Source organism: Nocardia callitridis (assembly GCF_039543305.1).
GTDB classification, from domain to species: domain Bacteria; phylum Actinomycetota; class Actinomycetes; order Mycobacteriales; family Mycobacteriaceae; genus Nocardia; species Nocardia callitridis.
Map to the genome: position 1 here is coordinate 774,088 of NZ_BAABJM010000001.1, position 19,024 is coordinate 793,111.

16 protein-coding genes are annotated in these 19,024 nt (G+C 64.7%); 7 read left to right on the forward strand and 9 right to left on the reverse strand.

The features are described 5' to 3' along the window. Positions 1–85 precede the first annotated feature (85 nt). Entirely contained in the window at positions 86–1,756 is a 1,671-nt protein-coding gene (locus tag ABEA50_RS03225) for an FAD-dependent oxidoreductase (RefSeq protein ID WP_345493473.1), read from the reverse strand. Positions 1,757–1,904: 148 nt separating this feature from the next. On the opposite strand from ABEA50_RS03225, the gene ABEA50_RS03230 reads away from it, so the two are divergent. Then, the gene (locus ABEA50_RS03230) at positions 1,905–2,396 is read left to right on the forward strand and encodes a SixA phosphatase family protein (protein ID WP_345493474.1); all 492 of its coding nucleotides are present in this window, start codon (positions 1,905–1,907) and stop codon (positions 2,394–2,396) included. 11 nt (positions 2,397–2,407) lie between these two features. On the opposite strand, the gene ABEA50_RS03235 is transcribed toward ABEA50_RS03230, so the two are convergent. Next, entirely contained in the window at positions 2,408–2,611 is a 204-nt protein-coding gene (locus ABEA50_RS03235) for a hypothetical protein (protein ID WP_345493475.1), read from the reverse strand. 58 nt (positions 2,612–2,669) lie between these two features. Here ABEA50_RS03235 and ABEA50_RS03240 point away from each other — a divergent pair, with 58 nt between their 5' ends. The 4 genes from ABEA50_RS03240 to ABEA50_RS03255 all read left to right on the forward strand — a co-directional run bounded on the left by ABEA50_RS03240 (position 2,670) and on the right by ABEA50_RS03255 (position 5,486). Continuing rightward, on the forward strand, positions 2,670–3,038 hold the full coding sequence (locus tag ABEA50_RS03240; RefSeq protein WP_345493476.1) for a glyoxalase superfamily protein: 369 nt from the start codon (positions 2,670–2,672) through the stop codon (positions 3,036–3,038). A gap of 124 nt (positions 3,039–3,162) precedes the next feature. Next, a complete protein-coding gene (locus ABEA50_RS03245; protein ID WP_345493477.1) occupies positions 3,163–3,672 on the forward strand; it encodes a MerR family transcriptional regulator in 510 nt (169 codons plus the stop codon). 511 nt (positions 3,673–4,183) lie between these two features. Then, positions 4,184–4,504: a GNAT family N-acetyltransferase gene (locus ABEA50_RS03250; RefSeq protein WP_345493478.1), complete on the forward strand. Its 321-nt coding sequence runs from the start codon at positions 4,184–4,186 to the stop codon at positions 4,502–4,504. Beyond that, entirely contained in the window at positions 4,497–5,486 is a 990-nt protein-coding gene (locus ABEA50_RS03255; RefSeq protein WP_345493479.1) for a pirin family protein, read from the forward strand. The genes ABEA50_RS03250 and ABEA50_RS03255 overlap by 8 nt, the downstream gene beginning before the upstream one ends. Positions 5,487–5,555: 69 nt before the next feature. Here the strand turns inward: ABEA50_RS03255 and ABEA50_RS03260 are convergent, their stop codons facing one another. From ABEA50_RS03260 to ABEA50_RS03275, 4 genes are all read right to left on the reverse strand, one after another. After that, the gene (locus ABEA50_RS03260) at positions 5,556–6,038 is read right to left on the reverse strand and encodes an SRPBCC family protein (RefSeq protein WP_345493481.1); all 483 of its coding nucleotides are present in this window, start codon (positions 6,036–6,038) and stop codon (positions 5,556–5,558) included. Next, on the reverse strand, positions 6,016–6,366 hold the full coding sequence (locus tag ABEA50_RS03265) for an ArsR/SmtB family transcription factor (protein WP_345493482.1): 351 nt from the start codon (positions 6,364–6,366) through the stop codon (positions 6,016–6,018). The genes ABEA50_RS03260 and ABEA50_RS03265 overlap by 23 nt, the downstream gene beginning before the upstream one ends. A gap of 273 nt (positions 6,367–6,639) precedes the next feature. Next, positions 6,640–6,822 carry a hypothetical protein gene (locus tag ABEA50_RS03270; protein ID WP_345493483.1) on the reverse strand — a complete coding sequence of 61 codons (183 nt, stop codon included), beginning with the start codon at positions 6,820–6,822 and terminating at the stop codon, positions 6,640–6,642. A gap of 348 nt (positions 6,823–7,170) precedes the next feature. Continuing rightward, positions 7,171–8,016, reverse strand: a complete 846-nt coding sequence (locus tag ABEA50_RS03275) for a helix-turn-helix transcriptional regulator (protein WP_345493484.1) — start codon at positions 8,014–8,016, stop codon at positions 7,171–7,173. Between the two features lie 101 nt (positions 8,017–8,117). Between ABEA50_RS03275 and ABEA50_RS03280 the strand changes: the two genes are divergently transcribed. Next, the gene (locus ABEA50_RS03280; protein ID WP_345493485.1) at positions 8,118–9,128 is read left to right on the forward strand and encodes an aldo/keto reductase; all 1,011 of its coding nucleotides are present in this window, start codon (positions 8,118–8,120) and stop codon (positions 9,126–9,128) included. A 223-nt stretch (positions 9,129–9,351) separates the two neighbouring features. On the opposite strand, the gene ABEA50_RS03285 is transcribed toward ABEA50_RS03280, so the two are convergent. Then, positions 9,352–10,410 (reverse strand): glycerophosphodiester phosphodiesterase family protein, encoded by a 1,059-nt coding sequence (locus tag ABEA50_RS03285; protein WP_345493487.1) that lies wholly within the window; start codon positions 10,408–10,410, stop codon positions 9,352–9,354. A 102-nt stretch (positions 10,411–10,512) separates the two neighbouring features. Here ABEA50_RS03285 and ABEA50_RS30885 point away from each other — a divergent pair, with 102 nt between their 5' ends. Then, on the forward strand, positions 10,513–10,830 hold the full coding sequence (locus ABEA50_RS30885) for an LpqN/LpqT family lipoprotein (RefSeq protein ID WP_425577564.1): 318 nt from the start codon (positions 10,513–10,515) through the stop codon (positions 10,828–10,830). Between the two features lie 245 nt (positions 10,831–11,075). On the opposite strand, the gene ABEA50_RS03290 is transcribed toward ABEA50_RS30885, so the two are convergent. Further along, positions 11,076–15,029 (reverse strand): DNA-directed RNA polymerase subunit beta', encoded by a 3,954-nt coding sequence (locus ABEA50_RS03290; RefSeq protein WP_345493488.1) that lies wholly within the window; start codon positions 15,027–15,029, stop codon positions 11,076–11,078. A gap of 105 nt (positions 15,030–15,134) precedes the next feature. Continuing rightward, entirely contained in the window at positions 15,135–18,641 is a 3,507-nt protein-coding gene (gene rpoB / locus ABEA50_RS03295) for a DNA-directed RNA polymerase subunit beta (protein WP_345493489.1), read from the reverse strand. Positions 18,642–19,024: the final 383 nt, after the last annotated feature.

Sequence of the window (19,024 nt, forward strand, 5' to 3'; positions counted from 1 at the left end):
CGCCCGCAATCGGATTCGCTTCGACGACCCGCCCTGCCCGGTACCGGTGTCGGCCGACTGAAACGCCCGACACCGGTCAGGCGGTTCAGCCGCGTGCCGCCTTCAACAGGTCGTCGCGGTTGGTGAGCTTCACCCGTGGCCTGCCCACCGACTTGCCCGCCGTGCGCTCGGCCTGATCGATCGCCTTCCAGCCGGCGCGATCCACCAGATCGGCCTGCCGCTCGGCCAGCAACGCCCGCAGCGCCGCACGATCGTGGTGCGGGTTGGCGAGCTTGCCCGAGGTGAAATCGTCGAGCAGTTGCTGCACGGTCTCCTCGGCATCCACGCGGTTGGAACCGATGACACCGCGCGGCCCACGCTTGATCCAGCCGCTCACATACACCCCAGGCTCCGGGGTGCCCGCCTCGGCGAGCACCCGGCCGTGCTCGTTCGGGACGACGCCGCGTCGGTCATCGAACGGCAGCCCCTGCACCGGCTCGCCGCGATAGCCCACCGAACGCAGCACCATCGACGCGTCCAGCCGCTCGGTGGTCTCGGTCGCCCGCGCGACAATGGCGCCGTCTTCCTCGAGCAGTTCGTTGTGCGCGAACTCCACCGACTCGGCCCGCTCGACGCCACCGATCTCGGTCGGCGAGGCGAGGTAGCGGAACACGATGCGCTTGTTGTTCGGGTCGGTGCTCGCCCCCGCGTATTCCTTGGCGAGGTCGTACTTCAGCCGCAGCGCTGGCTCGACCTCGGGATCATCGAGCAGCGCCTGACTGGCCGGGTCGAGCGTCAGCTCTTGTTCGTCGATGATGACGTCGACGCCCTTCAGGTGCCCGAGGGCGAGGAATTCCGGCGAGCTGTAGGCCGCCTGCACCGGTCCGCGCCTGCCGAGCACGACGACCTCGCGAATGTTGCTCGCGCGCAGCGCGTCGAGGGCGTGGTCGGCGATGTCGGTCTTGGCCAACTCGTCGGGGTGGACGGTCAGCACCCTGGCGACGTCGAGGGCGACATTGCCGTTGCCCACGATCACCGCGCGCTCACCGGACAGGTCGAACTCGCGGTCGGCGTAGTCGGGGTGGCCGTTGTACCAGGCGACGAACTCGGTGGCCGAGTGGCTGCCCGGCAGATCCTCGCCGGGGACTCCCAGTCGGCGATCGGTCTTCGCGCCGACCGCGTAGATCACGGCGTGATGATGGCTGAGCAGTTCCTCGTGCGAGATGTGCTGACCCACCTCGACGTTCAGATAGAACTGGAAGGTTTCGCGACGGAACGCCGACTCGAACATTCCGGCCACCATCTTCGTGCCGGGATGGTCGGGTGCCACACCCGCGCGGACCAGGCCCCACGGTGTCGGCAGCCGGTCGAACATCTCGACCTCGACATCGGCGCGGCGCAACAGCTCGTCGGCCGCGTAGCAGGCCGCGGGTCCGGCACCCACGATCGCGACGCGCAACGTGCCGAGGTCCTTCGGCGGACGCGGCGGTGTCACGATCGGGTCGAAGTTCGACTCCAAGGGGTGGCGCTGGAAGAACTCGGCGTTGATGTCCTGGAACCGGGCCAGCGATGCGGTCAGGTCGTCCTCGGAGAAGATGGCCTCCACCGGACACGCGTCCACACACGCACCACAGTCGATGCAGGTGTCCGGGTCGATGTGGAGCATCTCGGCCGTCGCGAACTCCGGTTGGTCCGGGGTCGGGCGAATGCAATCGACCGGGCACTCGGGGACACAGCTGGCGTCGTTGCAACAACGCTGCGTGATTACGTAGGCCATATGTGCAAATCCTCGAAGATGTACGTGGGCAGTCGGCGGCGGCCACGATGCCCACACGGTGTCCGCACGGGTGTCGTAATGTGACGCCGCTTTCAGTTTGCCTCGAGTGGGATGCAGAACTCACCCCCGGCGGGCTTACGGTGTCTGCATGGCCAGGTCAGTGATCCTCATGCGGCACGGAAAATCGGCGTATCCGGACGGCGTCGCCGATCATGAGCGTCCGCTCGCGCCACGCGGCCTGCGCGAGGCGGGGCTGGCGGGACAGTGGCTGCGCGAGGTCGTCGCACCGATCGACACCATCCGCTGTTCCACCGCGCTGCGCACCAGGCAGACCCTCGAGGCGACCGGTCTGTCGGCCCCGGTGGAGTTCGACGCGGACATCTACGAGGGGACGCCCGCCTCGCTGATCGAGCTCATCCAGCTCACCGACGACACCGTCGAGACCTTGCTGATCGTCGGCCACGCCCCCGGAATGCCGTGGACATCATGGGAATTGGCGAGCAACCGGGATTCCACGCAGGCGACCGAGCTCAGCAGGAAATTCCCCACCTCGGCGCTGGCGGTGCTCGAATTCGACCGCCCGTGGGCCGAGATCGACCACGGCACGGGCGAGCTGGTGCACTTTCACGTCGCCAGATGATCGATCGCGCGTCAGTTCAACAGCTTTCCGCCGACCACCACCACGACGCCGAGAATGATCAGCAGCACAAAGGCGGCGAAGCCGTTGAGCAGCCACCACACGAGGCCGAGTACTACGACGAAGGGCGCCACCGCGATAGCGGTGATCACCGGGCTCTCTTTGACCGTGGCCCAAGCCGAACGAGCTCTGACGCGGTCGATGTCCTTACCAGGCATGAACCAAGGGTAAGCCGGAATTCGGAAGTTTGTCGGTGCTCGGTGCGATGCTCATCACATGGACTGGAAAATCGAACTGATCTCGATCCCGGTGACCGACGTCGACCGAGCCAAGGACTTCTACACCAGCATCGGTTTTGTCGCCGATCACGACCACCGGGTGCACGAGAGCCTGCGTTTCGTGCAGCTCACCCCGCCGGGTTCTGGTTGTTCGATTTGCCTGGGCGAGGGCATCACCGACGCGGCGCCCGGCAGCGTCCAAGGGGTGCAGATCGTGGTGTCGAGCGCCGATGAGGCGTACCGGGAGTTGGTGGCGGCCGGGGTCGAGGCGACGCCGGTCGAGGAGTTGCCGTGGGGGCGGTTCACCTACTTCGCCGATCCCGACGGGAACAAGTGGGCGATCCAGGAATTCCCGCGCCGGGGTTGAGCCCGAGACCGTGCACGGCGCAGAATTGGTTTGCTTGGAGTGCACTCCAAGTGACTAGCGTGGTCGTTGCGCGACGGAAGGCAGGGCACGTGGGAAAACAGCAGGCCGGAGCAGGGGTAAAGGCATGAAAGAGATCGTGCGAACCGATCCCACCGACGAATGGGAGCTACCGCGCTACTCGATCGGTGCCGCCGCCGAGCGCTCCGGCCTCAGCCGCGACACCCTGCGCTGGTACGAACGCATCGGGCTGATGGATTACATCGGCCGCGACCACACCGGCAGGCGCAGGTTCAGCGACCGCGACCTGGAATGGCTCACGCTCATCGGCAGGCTGCGTACCACCGGCATGACGGTGGCCGACATGGTCCGCTACGCCGAATTGGTCCGCACGGGCGATTCCACCTACCCGGAGCGGCTGGCGATGTTCCAGAAGACCCGCACCGAGGTACTCGCCAAGATCGACGAACTGCGCCAAACCGTGGCCGTGCTGGATTACAAGATCGACCTCTACGCCGAGTGCATCGGGCAAGGTGTTTCGGACGGACCATGCTCGGTCGAAGCGCGGCGCGCCGAGGACGAACCCACCGAGCAGGACGTGATCGTCGCGCTCGACAACGAAGGCGTCACAGTCTGAAGTATCTGAAGTACCCGCACCCCCGCCGGCAATTTCACGACTCCCCCGGGGCCGCAACTCGGACCACACCACGCACCCCACGCCCACGCCCACGCCCGCTCACTCGCCTCGTACCCGTGCCCCCACACACCCGGTGAAGCCGCCCGAGCCGCCCGAGCCGCCCGAACAGCTCATTCCGAGCGAAAGGGGGCTGCCTCGAATCTGGTGCGGTCCCCAGCGAGACCCGCCAGCCGCGAACCACGCGCCGCCAGCCGCCAAAAACACAGCGAGGGGGTCCTCGTCCCGCCTACAACCCGCAACTCCGACCGACCCGCATCCACCCCACACCCGGACTACCCCCACGCATAGCTGCGCGCCTGGCACCGCACCCACACTCGACGGCTCGCCCACACACCTCCCAGCCCTACCGAGCCCACCCTGACGCGCCGTAACCACACCCCGTAAGCATCGCCAGCCAGGCACAATGATCCACGGACACTGTTGCTCCCAAACTACGCAGAGGAGTAGAGCCATGACCGAGTCGGTCCACAACGAGGACTCCAAGGTCGTTCGCAACGACGGGCAGCACCGCTACGAGGTCTACTACGGTGACGATCTGGCCGGTTTCGCCGAGTACGAAGAACGCGGCGACGAAACGGTGTTCGTCCACACCGAGGTCGACCCTTCCTTCGGCGGCAAGGGACTCGGCAGCGTGCTGGCCGAGCGCGCGCTCGACGACACCGTCGAGCGCGGCAAGGTGATTCGGCCGATCTGCCCGTTCATCCGGGCCTATGTGGACAAGCACTCGAAGTTCGACCCGCATGTGGTCGGCAAGGGCATCAACCGTGAGTGATCTCGACCCACACCCCGACGAATCGGTGTGTACGCCCTCGTCGGGCGAGGGGCCGTGTGCGCAGTTCTACCCGGCACGCGAGGTACCGCTCGGCGGCGTGCGCGGTGTTTTCGTGGAACGAGTACTGCCGCAACGGGATCTACCGACCGTCGGCGCGTGGTGCTTTCTCGACCATTTCGGCTCGTCGACGGTGCGCGACACCGGGGCGCCGCCGGACATCGACCCGCATCCGCATATCGGCCTCCAGACGGTGACCTGGCCGTTCGAGGGGGCGATCCGGCATCGCGATTCGGTCGGTTCCGATGTGCTGATCCGGCCGGGACAGTTGAACCTGATGACCTCGGGTCGCGGCATCGCACACTCGGAATACACCGTCGAGGGCGAGCCAGCGGGCCAGGGCCTGCAACTGTGGATCGCGTTGCCCGGCAACCGAACCGGCCTCGACCCGCATTTCGAGCAACACCGTGAGCTGCCGGTGCACGAGGTCGACGGCCTGCGCGCCACCGTGCTCATCGGATCCCTCGCCGGGGCCAGCTCCCCCGCCACCGCGTACACGCCGATCGTCGGCGCCGACGTGCGGCTGGCACCGCACACCGACGTCGAACTTCCCGTCGATCCCGATTTCGAGCACGCGATGTTGGTACTCGACGGCACCGTGAACGTCGACGGCACCGAGGTCACCCCCGGACCGCTGCTGTATCTGGGCACGGGCCGGAAAGCGTTGCCGCTCACCAGCACCGAAGGCACGCACTTCGCGTTGATCGGTGGCGCACCGTTCGACGAGGAACTGGTGATGTGGTGGAACTTCGTCGGCCGCAGCCACGAAGACATCGTGAGCGCCAGAGACGACTGGGAGGATCGTCGCCTCGATCGATTCGCGAATATCGCGGGACACCCTGCGGAGCAACGTATTCCGGCGCCACCGCTGCCCGCCGTCACCTTGCGGCCCCGCCGTCGACGCCCCGGTTCGGGCGCACGATAATTCATCTGTCCCACAACATGATTCGACCCCGCTATCGATAAAAGCGTTGGGGCCGAACCATATCGACGCTCAGGAAGAACGGGCGAGCAGCGCGTCCAGCGCGCGGTAGCTCGCCTCGATGCCCTCTCCCATACCCGACTGCAACATGCCGTCGCGCTCCTCGGGGGTGTGGAACCGACTCTCGGTCACCACTTTCGTCCTGCCGTCGCCGAGGTCGGTGAGGGTGCACGTGTCGATGGCGACGTGCGCGGGCATGCCATCCCATTCGAAGGATTGCACGATGCGCTCTTTCGGGCTGACCTCACGAAAGCGGCCCTCGAAGCCGTGCGCCTCACCGTCGGCATGCTCGACGAATCGCCAGTGCCCGCCGACGCGGAACTCCCACCGTTCCACCTCCACCCGATTACCGCGCCCCCACCACTGAACCAACTGCTCGAGCCTGCTGTAGGCATCCCACACCCGGTCTCTCGGCGCGTCGAAGACGCGCTCGACCCGAATGCCCTGCTCACCTGTCGGCTCAACGGTGGCCTCATTGCCTGTCTTTGTGCTCATTGCCCGGCTCCGTTCGTTCGAGGAATTCTCCGAGACGGTCCATCCGGCCTTCCATCATCCGCCGGTAGCCCTGCATCCAGGCCATTTCCCGGTCGAGAGCGTTCGCTCCGAGCTCACACCAGCGCACGCGCCCGCGCTTGTTGGTCGCGACCATGCCCGCGTCCTCCAACAGTTTGATGTGTTTCTTGATACCGGTGAGGGTCATCTCGAAACGCTCGGCCAGCGCACTGACCGTGGCGGGCCCTCGGCCGAGGTGCTCCAGGATCCCACGTCGAGTGGGATCCGCAAGCGCCCCGAACGAGGCATCCAGAAAGTCATACTGAACCATCTAGTTCAGTATTTATCGCGCAAGGCGCTACGTCAACCCCGAGTTGAAATCACTCCGGGAGTTGAACCGGCCGGAGCCTGACCTGAATGCTGGTCCGCCCATGAAGCGAGTGCGGCCCGATGCGAAGAATCGCGACTGCCATCGAGAGGACGGTACCCATCTGCGGCCAATCCGCGGGATCCCGAGGCAAGTCGAGTAGATCCACGAAACCTTCAGCCACCGAATCGATGTCCACGAACAATCCGGCCCTCCCCGGTCCCCAAGGGAGAGCAGTCACAGTTCCCGACACACGCGCCCCACCGGCAGCGGACCGGTGTCGTATCGACTGAAGTGACGGTGCCGAAGCGCGGCTGTCCACGCTTGCTCGAACACCGCGCGTTCGACAGCCACCATCCCCGCCGAGGTGTCGACAAACCCCTCCGCCATGACGCCATAGACGGCCTCATAGAACTGCACACCAGACAATCCGAACCGCTCGTGCACCCGGGCGAGATGTCGGCCGACGCCGCAACAGACGCGCCACCGACAACACCGTCGAGATGCGGGCGACGCGGATCGAGCACCGGATCGGGCAGCACGGCCACGAACACGGCATGCCGCAGCGCCCGCCCGTCAACATCCACCTCGAGCCAGTGCCACGCCCCTTCCTCAGGGTGATGAACACGCGACCACCGCAGCACGGGGCCGCGGCTACACCATTCTCAACGCGGCCATATCACCAGTGCCGAGCCGACCCCGCCAGCTGCGCCCACAACGACGTCCACATTGAAAATGATTGCAGCATCGACTGTTCCGGACGAAATGCTAGGTCGATCCCGTCATCGTCTGTGTCCCGATCACGCGCAGCAACTCCAGTTTCTCCGCGGCGTCGGTGCCTGGCAGCGGCGTAAACACAAGTAGCCGTTGGGCCGCGTTCGGTGTCAGCAACGTCTCGCAGCGAACATCGATCTGCCCTACCTCGGGGTGCAACATTCGCTTGGTATCCGAAAGACGCACCGCGACTTCATGTTCGCCCCAGAGTCTGGCGAATTCCGCGCTCTCGGAATTCAGCCGGTCGATGAGCTCGACGACATCGGCGTCACCCGACCTGCGCGCGGCGGTGGCGCGCAGGTCGGCGACGTGCTGTCGGCCGAGCCGAGCCCAGTCTGCTTCGGGGGCTCTCGCGCGTGCCGCGAGATCGGTGAACCAGCGGTAAGGCACGTACCTCGACAGGCCCTGGTAGCCGCTGTAATCGCCGACCAACAGCTCGCTCATCCTGTTCTGCACCAATGCCTCGCCGAGGTCGGTGATCACCAACGCCGGGGTGTCGTCCAGCTTGGCGAGCAGATGCATCAGGCCGGGCCCGACATGCGTATCGGAACGAGCGCGCCCAGGCGCGCCGTGGCCGCACAGGCGATAGAGGTAATCGCATTCGTCGTCGCTGTAGCGCAACGCGCGCGCCAACGACGCGAGGACCTGGACGGAGGGCCGGGGACCGCGCGCCTGCTCCAGCCGGGTGTAGTAGTCGGTGGATATCCCCGCGAGCGCGGCGACCTCGTCGCGACGCAGCCCCGGCGTGCGCCGCCGCGCGCCGGGCGGCACGCCGACATCCGACGGCGTCAGCTGCTCACGGCGGCGACGCAGGAAATCGGCGAGCTCGGGTCGGTCCATGCCTCCACTTTTCCTCGAGTCCGCCAGTTCATCCAGGGATCGCCACTCCCCCGATAAACGGTCTCTGCCTCTGGCTCGACAGAGCGAGCAAAGTGGTCGCTATGACCACTTCGAAGATCACAGCAGCTCAGTTGGGCAAGACCGGGCCGACGGTCAGTCGCATCGGCCTCGGCGGGATGGGCATGTCCGGCGCCTACGGTGCCGCGGACGAAGCCGAATCGACGGCCACCATCCACGCCGCGCTCGATTCCGGCATCGACCTCATCGACACCGGCGATTTCTACGGCGCGGGCCACAACGAAATGCTGATCGGCAAGGCCATTGCCGAACGTACCCGCGAAGACCTCGTACTCAGCGTGAAATTCGGCGGACTACGCGGCCCCGACGGCGCCTTCGTCGGATTCGACAATCGACCGAAGGCGGTGAAGAACTTCCTGGCCTACAGCCTGCAACGCCTCGGGGTCGACTACATCGATGTTTACCGTCCCGCCCGGCTCGACCCGGAGGTACCGATCGAGGACACCGTCGGCGCGCTCGCCGAACTCGTCGAACAGGGCTACATCCGCCACATCGGATTGTCCGAAGTCGGTGCCGAGACCCTGCGCAAGGCCGCCGCGGTACACCCGATCGCCGACCTCCAGATCGAATACTCGGTGCTCTCGCGCGGCATCGAGGCCGACATTCTGCCGACCGCCCGTGCACTCGGCATCGGCATCACCGCCTACGGTGTGCTCTCGCGCGGGTTGCTCAGCGATACCTTTCGGGCGGGCGGCGAATTCGCACCGGGCGACTTCCGTGCGCACAGCCCACGATTCCAGGGCACGAATCTCACCGACAATGTGCGGCTGGTGGACGCGCTGGCCGAAATCGCCGCCGCCAAGGGTGTTTCGGTAGCCCAGCTGGCCATCGCCTGGGTGCTCGCCAAGGGTTCCGACATCATCCCGGTCATCGGCGCACGGCGACGCGAACGGCTGCCGGAGATCCTGGGCACGCTCGATATCTCGCTCTCGGCCGAAGAGTTGGCCACCATCGAGGCAGCGGCGCCACCCGAGCGGGTAGCGGGCGACCGCTACGAGGCTGGACAGATGGCGATCCTCGACAGCGAACGCTGACCACCGGTCAACTGCCGCACCAGAGCGTGGCGATCGGATCCGACCTCGCGAATCTCGATGAAATATGGTGCGCCCACCACATTGACGCGGCGGGTGAGCGTGGTGGGTGTGAGTCCAGCACCCATACCCACCACCGAGCCTGGTTATCGATGCCGGAGTGGCACCGTTGCCGCACGCAACGGACCGCTTCGCCGTGCGCGTTACCCGTCTCCGAGGTCGAAAGCTATTGCCGCCGATAAGGCTTCGGCAGCTGATAGCCGTAATCGCTCAGTACGCCGCGCAGGATGTCTGGCCGGTCGGTAATGATCCCGTCGACACCGAGGTCGAGCAGCGCGGCCATCGTGTCCGCGTCGTCGACGGTCCACGGCACCACACGCAGGCCGCGCGCGTGTGCGGCGCTCACCAGATCCGCGTTCGTAAACGGCACATACCCCGGATCGGTGACGGCGCCGTCCTGCGGATCGCCGTGCACCGGCGACACCGCCGCCACGCCCAAAGACGCTGCGGCGGCCACTAATTTCTGCTGCGTCGTGCCGCTGAAGTCATCGATATCCAGCCCGCCCAGCCACGGTGAGGCGCCGGGCTCACCCTCTTGCAGCACGTCCTGCCCACTGGTCAGGGCGACCAATTCCAGCTCCGGCGCGATTTCGTGGGTCAACACCAGCGAAGACCAGGCGAAGCTCTGGATGGTGACCTGCGAAGTCAGGCCCGCGCGCCGCACCTCGTCGACGATCGTGCGGACGAACTGTTCCTGCGGCGCCGTCTGCTCCGGCGCGTCCGCCTCCACCTTTGTTTCCACGTTCAGCCTCACGTCCTCGGCACGGTAGGCGTGCACGAGGTCGAACACCTCCGACAGCAATGGCATTCGCGCGCCCGGCGCGGTGCGCTGCTCGGGAAACTCCGTGAGCTGCTTGGACCCACAGTCGATCGTGCGGACCTGCGCCAGCGTCAGATCCTTGATGAACTTCTCGCCGGGAACATACGGAAATTCCGGGTCGCCGAGAAACGCGGGCAGCGTGTCGAGGCACTTGTCCTCGCTCGGATCGCGGTCGTGGGTGACCACCGCGAACCCGTCCTCGGTGATCTGCACATCCAATTCCAGTGTGCTCACCCCGAGTTCGAGCGCGTTCGCGAACGCGGGCAGCGTGTTCTCCACAACGATCCCCAGCCCACCGCGGTGGGCTTGCAGGTCGAATGTCCGCCCCGGCCCATCCGCCACAGCGACACCCGAGGCAGGCACGCCGACCACCAGCAACGCCACCACCACACAGATTCCACGCATGGCCACATCTTGGTTGTCCACAGCCACCACCGGGTGAAAAGCGAGTGAACCGCACACGCACAAAACGGGCTCTCTCGTAGCGAATCGAGGAGTTGAGAAATGATGCCAGCGTCAGAAGTTCCTCGGTCTGCCGATTCTCTCAGCTTCCGTCACGAACTCTCCTGTCGAACCCGGATCTGTAAGTCGCCGATTGTCGATATCCGCGTACCGTCCGGCTGGCGGGGGCTGTCACGAACGATGTTTCCAGGCAGCTACGGAGTATGGGTGGAACCGTCCGAGGACGGTTCAGAGTGGGCAGACAACGCCGTACTCACGGTCGGGCGAATATCTAATCGTATAAACGTAGTGGAATTATTACGCCACGCTTTCATGGATTCTCGTCGGGCGGCAGTGGCTGAAAACCAGCGCCGAGGTTTCTGAATTCGACGGATTCCCCTCCGCTGCAACCATCGGAACTTACACGATTGGCGTCTTCAGCTTCTGGGCGCATAGGGCAGGTAGTTCCGCAACCCTGCCCTCGGGCACTGCTGCGCCGTTGCTCGCCATGAGCACAGATCCTGAGCTGATCTGTCAGGGCAGAGGCAACCCTGCGAGTGAACCACACACACGAAACGGCCCCCGACTCGAAACGAGTCGGGGGCCGAATAGCGTTGGCTACTAACCGTTTACCGGTAGTCGCTGAAACCGTAATCGTCCAACGGCACCGCGGCACCGGTGGTCTGACCGAAGCTGTCCGGGCTGTAGTAGGTGTCGTCGTAGGACGGCACCGCGTACGCGGCAGCACGGGCTTCTTCGGTCGGCTGCACCTGGATGTTGCGGTACCGGTTGATGCCAGTACCCGCCGGGATCAGCTTGCCGATGATCACGTTCTCCTTGAGACCGATCAGCTGATCGGAGCGGCAATTGATCGCCGCGTCCGTCAGCACACGAGTGGTCTCCTGGAACGACGCCGCCGACAGCCACGAATCGGTGGCCAACGACGCCTTGGTGATACCCATCAGCACCGGACGACCGGCCGCAGGCTCGCCACCCTCGGCGACGACGCGACGGTTGGACGCCTCGAACTCGGCACGCTCGGTCAGCGAACCAGGCAGGAACTCGGTGGCACCCGAGTCGATGATCGTCACACGACGCAGCATCTGGCGAACGATCGTCTCGATGTGCTTGTCGTGGATCGACACACCCTGGCTCCGGTACACCTCCTGGACCTCGTGGACCAGGTGGATCTGCACCTGGCGGGGGCCCATCACGCGCAACACCTCGTGCGGATCGGCCGCGCCTTCCAGCAACTGCTGGCCGACCTCGACGTGGTCACCGTCGGACAGCAGACGCTCGGAGCCGTCGTCGTGCTTGAACACACGCAGACGCTGACGCTTCGAGAGCTTGTCGTAGACGACATCCTCGCCACCGTCATCCGGGATGATGGTGATCTTGTAGAAGCGGTCGTCGTCCTCCATCCGAATGCGGCCGGAAACCTCCGCGATCGGCGCCTTGCCCTTCGGCACGCGGGCCTCGAACAGCTCCTGCACACGCGGCAGACCACCGGTGATGTCATCACCCGCGACACCACCCTGGTGGAAGGTACGCATGGTCAGCTGAGTACCCGGCTCACCGATGGACTGCGCGGCGACGATACCGACGGCCTCACCGATGTCGACCAGCTTGCCGGTCGCCATCGAGCGGCCGTAGCAGGTCGCGCAGACTCCGGTACCCGTGGTGCAGGTCAGCACGGAGCGAACCTTCACCTCGGTGACACCGGCGGCGAGCAACGCCTCGATGGCAGGGTCGCCGAGGTCGGCGCCCTTTCCGATCACGACGTCGCCGTTGCTGTTCACCGCGTCCGAGGCCAGGGTCCGCGCGTAGGCGGAGGTCTCGACGTGCGCGTCCCGGATCAGCGTGCCGTCGGCCTGCTTCTCCGCGATCGGCACCACGATGCCGCGTTCGGTGCCACAGTCGGTCTCGCGCACGATGACGTCCTGCGAAACGTCCACCAGACGACGGGTCAGGTAACCCGAGTCGGCGGTACGAAGCGCGGTGTCGGCCAGACCCTTTCGAGCACCGTGGGTGTTGATGAAGTACTCCAGCACGGTCAGGCCCTCACGGAAGGAGGACTTGATCGGGCGCGGAATGAACTCACCCTTCGGGTTGGTCACCAGACCCTTCATGCCCGCGAGGGTACGAGTCTGGGTGAAGTTACCCGTGGCGCCCGAGTCGATGATCGTGATGATCGGGTTGTCCGGCGGGTAGTACGTACGCAGCGCCTTACCGACTTCTTCGGTCGCTTCCTGCCAGATCTTCACCAGCGCGTTGTTGCGCTCCTGGTGATCGAGCGCACCACGCTGGTACTTCTTCTCGATCTGATCGGACTGCGCCTCGTAGCGCTCCATGATCTCGGCCTTCTCCGGCGGCACGAGCACGTCGGACATCGAGACCGTCACACCGGAACGCGTGGCCCAGTAGAAGCCCGCGTCCTTCATCTTGTCGACGGTCTGCGCGACCACGATCATGGGGTAGCGCTCGGCCAGGTCGTTGATGATCGTGGCCTGACGCTTCTTCGGCATCTGCTCGTTGATGAACGCGTAATCCGCGGGAAGCAGATCGTTGAAAAGCACGCGCCCCAGGGTGGTCTCGGCGATCCAGGAGTCGCCGTGGCGCCAACCGTCCGGGAAACGCTCCGCCTCGATGTCCTTCGGCGGACGCTGGTCGTTCAATCGAACCTTGATCAGCGACCGCACCGTCAGCTCGTTGCGGTCCACCGCCATCTGCGCCTCGGCGGGCGAGGAGTAGACGCCGAATTCGGCCGAATCCTTGGTCGAGGCCCGGTATTCACCCTTCGCGCCCTCTTCGAGGCGGGTCAGGTAGTACAGGCCGGTCACCATGTCCAGACGCGGCATGGCCAGCGGTCGACCCGACGCGGGCGACAGGATGTTGTTCGACGACAGCATCAGGATGCGCGCCTCGGCCTGCGCCTCCGCCGACAGCGGAAGGTGCACGGCCATCTGGTCACCGTCGAAGTCGGCGTTGAACGCCTCACACACCAACGGGTGCAGCTGGATGGCCTTGCCTTCCACCAGCTGCGGCTCGAAGGCCTGGATACCGAGGCGGTGCAGCGTCGGCGCGCGGTTGAGCAGCACGGGGTGCTCGGCGATGACCTCTTCGAGGACGTCCCACACCTGGGGCCGCTGCCGCTCCACCATCCGCTTGGCGGACTTGATGTTCTGCGCGTGGTTCAGGTCGACCAGACGCTTCATCACGAACGGCTTGAACAGCTCCAGCGCCATCAACTTCGGCAGACCGCACTGGTGCAGCTTCAGCTGCGGACCGACGACGATCACCGAACGGCCGGAGTAGTCGACACGCTTGCCGAGCAGGTTCTGCCGGAAGCGACCCTGCTTGCCCTTGAGCAGATCCGACAGCGACTTCAGCGGACGGTTACCCGGTCCGGTGACCGGGCGACCGCGACGGCCGTTGTCGAACAGCGCGTCGACGGACTCCTGCAACATCCGCTTCTCGTTGTTGACGATGATCTCGGGGGCACCGAGGTCGATCAGTCGCTTGAGGCGGTTGTTGCGGTTGATCACGCGACGGTAGAGGTCGTTCAGGTCCGAGGTGGCGAAGCGGCCACCGTCGAGCTGAACCATCGGACGCAGCTCCGGCGGGATCACCGGAACGGCGTCGAGCACCATGCCCATCGGCGAGTTGCCGTTGGTCTGGAACGCCGCGACGACCTTGAGCCGCTTGAGCGCGCGCAGCTTCTTCTGGCCCTTGCCGCTGCGGATGGTCTCGCGCAGGTTCTCGGCCTCGGCCGCGATGTCGAAGTTCTCCATCAGCTTCTGGATGGACTCCGCGCCCATCGCGCCGGTGAAGTATTCGCCGTAGCGGTCGATCAGTTCGCGGTAGAGCAGTTCGTCGACGATGAGCTGCTTGACCGAGAGCTTGGTGAAGGTGGTCCAGATCTCGTCGAGCCGGTCCAGCTCGCGCTGGGCACGGTCGCGCAGCTGACGCATTTCGCGCTCGCCGCCGTCCTTGACCTTGCGACGCACGTCGGACTTGGCGCCTTCGGCCTCCAGCTCCGCGATGTCGGCTTCCAGCTTCTGCGCGCGGGCCTCGAGGTCGGCGTCACGCTGATCGGCGACGGCCTTCTTCTCGACCTCCATCTCCGCTTCCAGCGTGGACAGTTCGTTGTGCCGTAGTTCCTCGTCGACGCCGACGATGACGTAGGCGGCGAAGTAGATGATCTTTTCCAGATCCTTCGGCGCCAGGTCGAGCAGGTAGCCCAGGCGCGAGGGCACGCCCTTGAAGTACCAGATGTGGGTGACCGGTGCGGCCAGCTCGATGTGGCCCATCCGCTCACGACGCACCTTGGCGCGAGTCACCTCGACGCCACAGCGCTCACAGATGATGCCCTTGAACCGGACGCGCTTGTACTTACCGCAGTAGCACTCCCAGTCGCGGGTGGGGCCGAAGATCTTCTCGCAGAACAGGCCGTCCTTTTCCGGCTTGAGCGTGCGGTAGTTGATGGTCTCCGGCTTCTTCACCTCTCCGTAAGACCACTGGCGGATGTCTTCGGCGGTGGCAAGGCCGATCCGGAGTTCATCGAAGAAGTTGACGTCTAGCACGTAACTTCCTTTCCCCTATGCGGGTCGAATTCGAGCAAAAGTTCACTAGTGGTGGAAACGCTGCCGGTGTGGATGTCGCCGATGGGCGACATCCACACCAACCGCCTAGTTCGCCAAATCGTCGACGGTCGCCGCTTCGTTCCTGGACAGGTTGATGCCCAGGTTGGCGGCCGCACGCTCCAGGTCCTCGTCGTCGCCGTCGCGCATCTCGATCGCGGCGCCGTCCGAAGACAGCACCTCGACGTTGAGGCACAGCGATTGGAGTTCCTTGAGCAACACCTTGAACGATTCCGGGATGCCCGGCTCGGGAATGTTCTCGCCCTTGACGATCGCCTCGTAGACCTTCACACGACCGACGACATCGTCGGACTTGATCGTGAGTAGCTCCTGCAAGGTGTATGCCGCGCCGTAGGCCTGCATGGCCCAGCACTCCATCTCACCGAAGCGCTGACCACCGAACTGTGCCTTACCACCCAACGGCTGCTGCGTGATCATCGAGTACGGACCCGTCGAACGCGCGTGGATCTTGTCGTCCACCAGGTGGTGCAGCTTCAGGATGTACATGTAGCCGACCGACACCGGGTACGGGAACGGTTCGCCGGAGCGTCCGTCGAACAGCACCGACTTGCCGTTGTCGTCGACCATGCGCTCACCGTCACGGTTGGGCAGGGTCGAGGCGAGCAGACCGGTGAGTTCCTCTTCCCGCGCACCATCGAACACCGGGGTCGCGATATTGGAATCCGAAGGCGCGCCGAGCATTTCGTCCGGGAGGGCCTTCGCCCAGTCCGGCCTGGTGCCGTCGGTGGCGACGTCGACGTTCCAACCCGCTTTACCGATCCAGCCCAAATGGGTTTCCAGGATCTGGCCGATATTCATACGACGCGGCACACCGTGCGTGTTCAGAATGATGTCGACCGGAGTGCCATCAGGCATGAACGGCATATCCTCGGTCGCGAGGATCTTGCCGATGACACCCTTGTTGCCGTGGCGACCGGCGAGCTTGTCACCGTCCTGAATCTTGCGCTTCTGTGCCACATACACACGCACGAGTTCGTTGACACCGGGAGGCAGATCGTCGTCGTCCTCGCGGGAGAACACCCGGATGCCGATGACCTTGCCCGACTCACCGTGGGGCACCTTCAGCGAGGTGTCGCGGACTTCGCGGGCCTTCTCACCGAAGATCGCACGCAGCAACCGCTCTTCCGGCGTCAGCTCGGTCTCACCCTTCGGAGTGACCTTGCCGACCAGGATGTCACCGTCACGAACCTCGGCACCGATCCGCACGATGCCACGCTCATCGAGGTCGGCGAGAACCTCATCAGAAACATTCGGGATGTCCCTGGTGATCTCCTCGGCACCCAACTTCGTGTCACGCGCATCGATCTCGTGCTCCTCGATATGAATCGAGGTGAGGACGTCTTCTTCCACGAGACGCTGCGACAGGATGATCGCGTCCTCGTAGTTGTGACCCTCCCACGGCATGATCGCCACGAGCAGGTTCTTACCGAGCGCCATCTCACCGTTCTCGGTGCACGGGCCGTCAGCCAGAACCTGACCGAACTCGACACGCTGACCCTCGTCCACGATCGGACGCTGGTTGGCACACGTGCCCTGGTTCGACCGCGCGAACTTCCGCATCCGGTAGCTCTTGCGCGAACCGTCATCAGCCATCACGGTCACGTAATCAGCCGAAACCTCTTCGACCACACCGGGCTTCTCGTTGACCACGACGTCACCGGCATCGACAGCGGCACGAAGTTCCATACCCGTACCGACAACCGGTGACTCCGAACGAATCAACGGCACCGCCTGACGCTGCATATTCGCACCCATCAAGGCACGGTTCGCATCATCATGCTCGAGGAACGGAATCATCGCCGTCGCCACCGACACCATCTGACGCGGCGAGACGTCCATGAAATCGACATCGACCGCGGCGACGAGCTCGTTCTCCTCGTTGCCGCGACGGCACAGCACCCGGTCTTCGAGGAAGTTGCCTTCGGAGTCGACCACCGAGTTCGCCTGGGCCCGCACGTGGCGGTCCTCTTCATCGGCGGTCAGGTAGTGGACCTCGTCGGTCACCTTTCCGTTGACGACCTTGCGGTACGGGGTTTCGATGAAACCGAACGGGTTGACCCGCGCGTACACCGACAGCGAACCGATCAGGCCGATGTTCGGGCCTTCCGGGGTCTCGATCGGACACATGCGGCCGTAGTGCGACGGGTGGACGTCACGCACTTCCAGTCCGGCGCGCTCACGCGAAAGACCACCGGGTCCCAGCGCCGAAAGACGACGCTTGTGGGTAAGCCCCGACAGCGGGTTGTTCTGGTCCATGAACTGCGAGAGCTGGGAGGTTCCGAAGAACTCCTTGATCGCGGCGACCACGGGACGGATGTTGATCAGGGTCTGCGGCGTGATCGCCTCGACGTCCTGGGTCGTCATCCGCTCGCGCACCACGCGCTCCATCCGGGAAAGACCGACCCGGATCTGGTTCTGGATCAGCTCACCGACGGTGCGCAGGCGACGGTTACCGAAGTGGTCGATGTCGTCGACCTCGACGGGAACTTCGCTGCCGCCGGGCACGGTCATGTTGCGGTCGCCCGCGTGCAGCCGGACCAGGTATTCGATCGTGCTGACGATGTCTTCCCTGGTGAGCACCGAGCCGACAACCTGCTCGCCGACGTTGATGCCCAGCTTCTTGTTGATCTTGTAGCGGCCGACGCGCGCCAGGTCGTAGCGCTTCTCCTTGAAGAACAGGTTCTCCAACAGGGTCTGCGCCGACTCCTTGGTCGGCGGCTCGCCCGGACGCAGCTTGCGGTAGATGTCCAACAGCGCCTCGTCCTGACCGGCGGTGTTGTCCTTCTCCATCGTCGACATCATGATCTCGGAGAAACCGAAACGCTCGTGGATCTCCTCGGCCGTCAAGCCGAGCGCCTTCAGCAGCACCGTCACCGGCTGGCGACGCTTGCGGTCGATGCGGACGCCGACGGTGTCGCGCTTGTCGACGTCGAATTCCAGCCACGCACCGCGCGAGGGAATCACGCGAACGCTGTGCAGGTCCTTCTCCGTGGCCTTGTCGACCGAAGAATCGAAATACACGCCCGGCGAGCGCACGAGCTGCGAGACGACGACGCGCTCGGTGCCGTTGATGATGAACGTGCCCTTGTCGGTCATCATCGGGAAATCACCCATGAAGACCGTCTGGCTCTTGATCTCACCGGTGTTGTTGTTGATGAACTCCGCGGTGACGAACAACGGCGCCGCGTAGGTCATGTCCTTGTCTTTGCACTCGTCGATGGAGGCCTTGACCTCTTCGAAGCGAGGGTCGGAGAACGACAGGGACATCGACCCGGAGAAATCCTCGATCGGCGAGAGCTCCTCGAGCACCTCCTCGAGTCCCCCGGCTAGCCCGACGTCGCCGCGAGCGGCGACCTTTTCACGCCAAGATGGCGAACCGATCAGCCATGCAAATGAGTCCGTTTGTAGATCGAGAAGTCCGGGCACCTCCAAGGGTTCACGGATCTTCGCGAAAGACACCCGCAATGGGGCTCCGGGGATTCCGGCAACTGCCTTGGTCTGGGTGGAGACTGCCAAGATGCGTCCTTCCAGCACCTCACGCGCGCCGCGTGGTGGTCCGCGACCGTCGCTTACCTGCTACGTCTGTTGAGATTCTCGCTGGTCACGACCCGAACGAACCCGAACAGGCAACGACGGAAGTAACACCGGAAGGTGGAAACTTACGTGTGCGAATCGAGGAGTGGACAGGAGGCAGCCAGCGCAACGTCCAAACCTACACCTGTCTACACGGAGGCGTCAACCTACCACCCGTGCGAACACTCACGCGGCTGCCGCGCCGTGTCCGATTCGCTGGCTGCGTCGGGGACCACGGGGCGTATCCAACCGCCGTCAACAGCTCTCGCTGTTGTGAATAGCGTGACGGCTTCCCGGAGACTCGTCAAGTGCCAGGACCGACCGAAATGACTCCGAGATCGCCT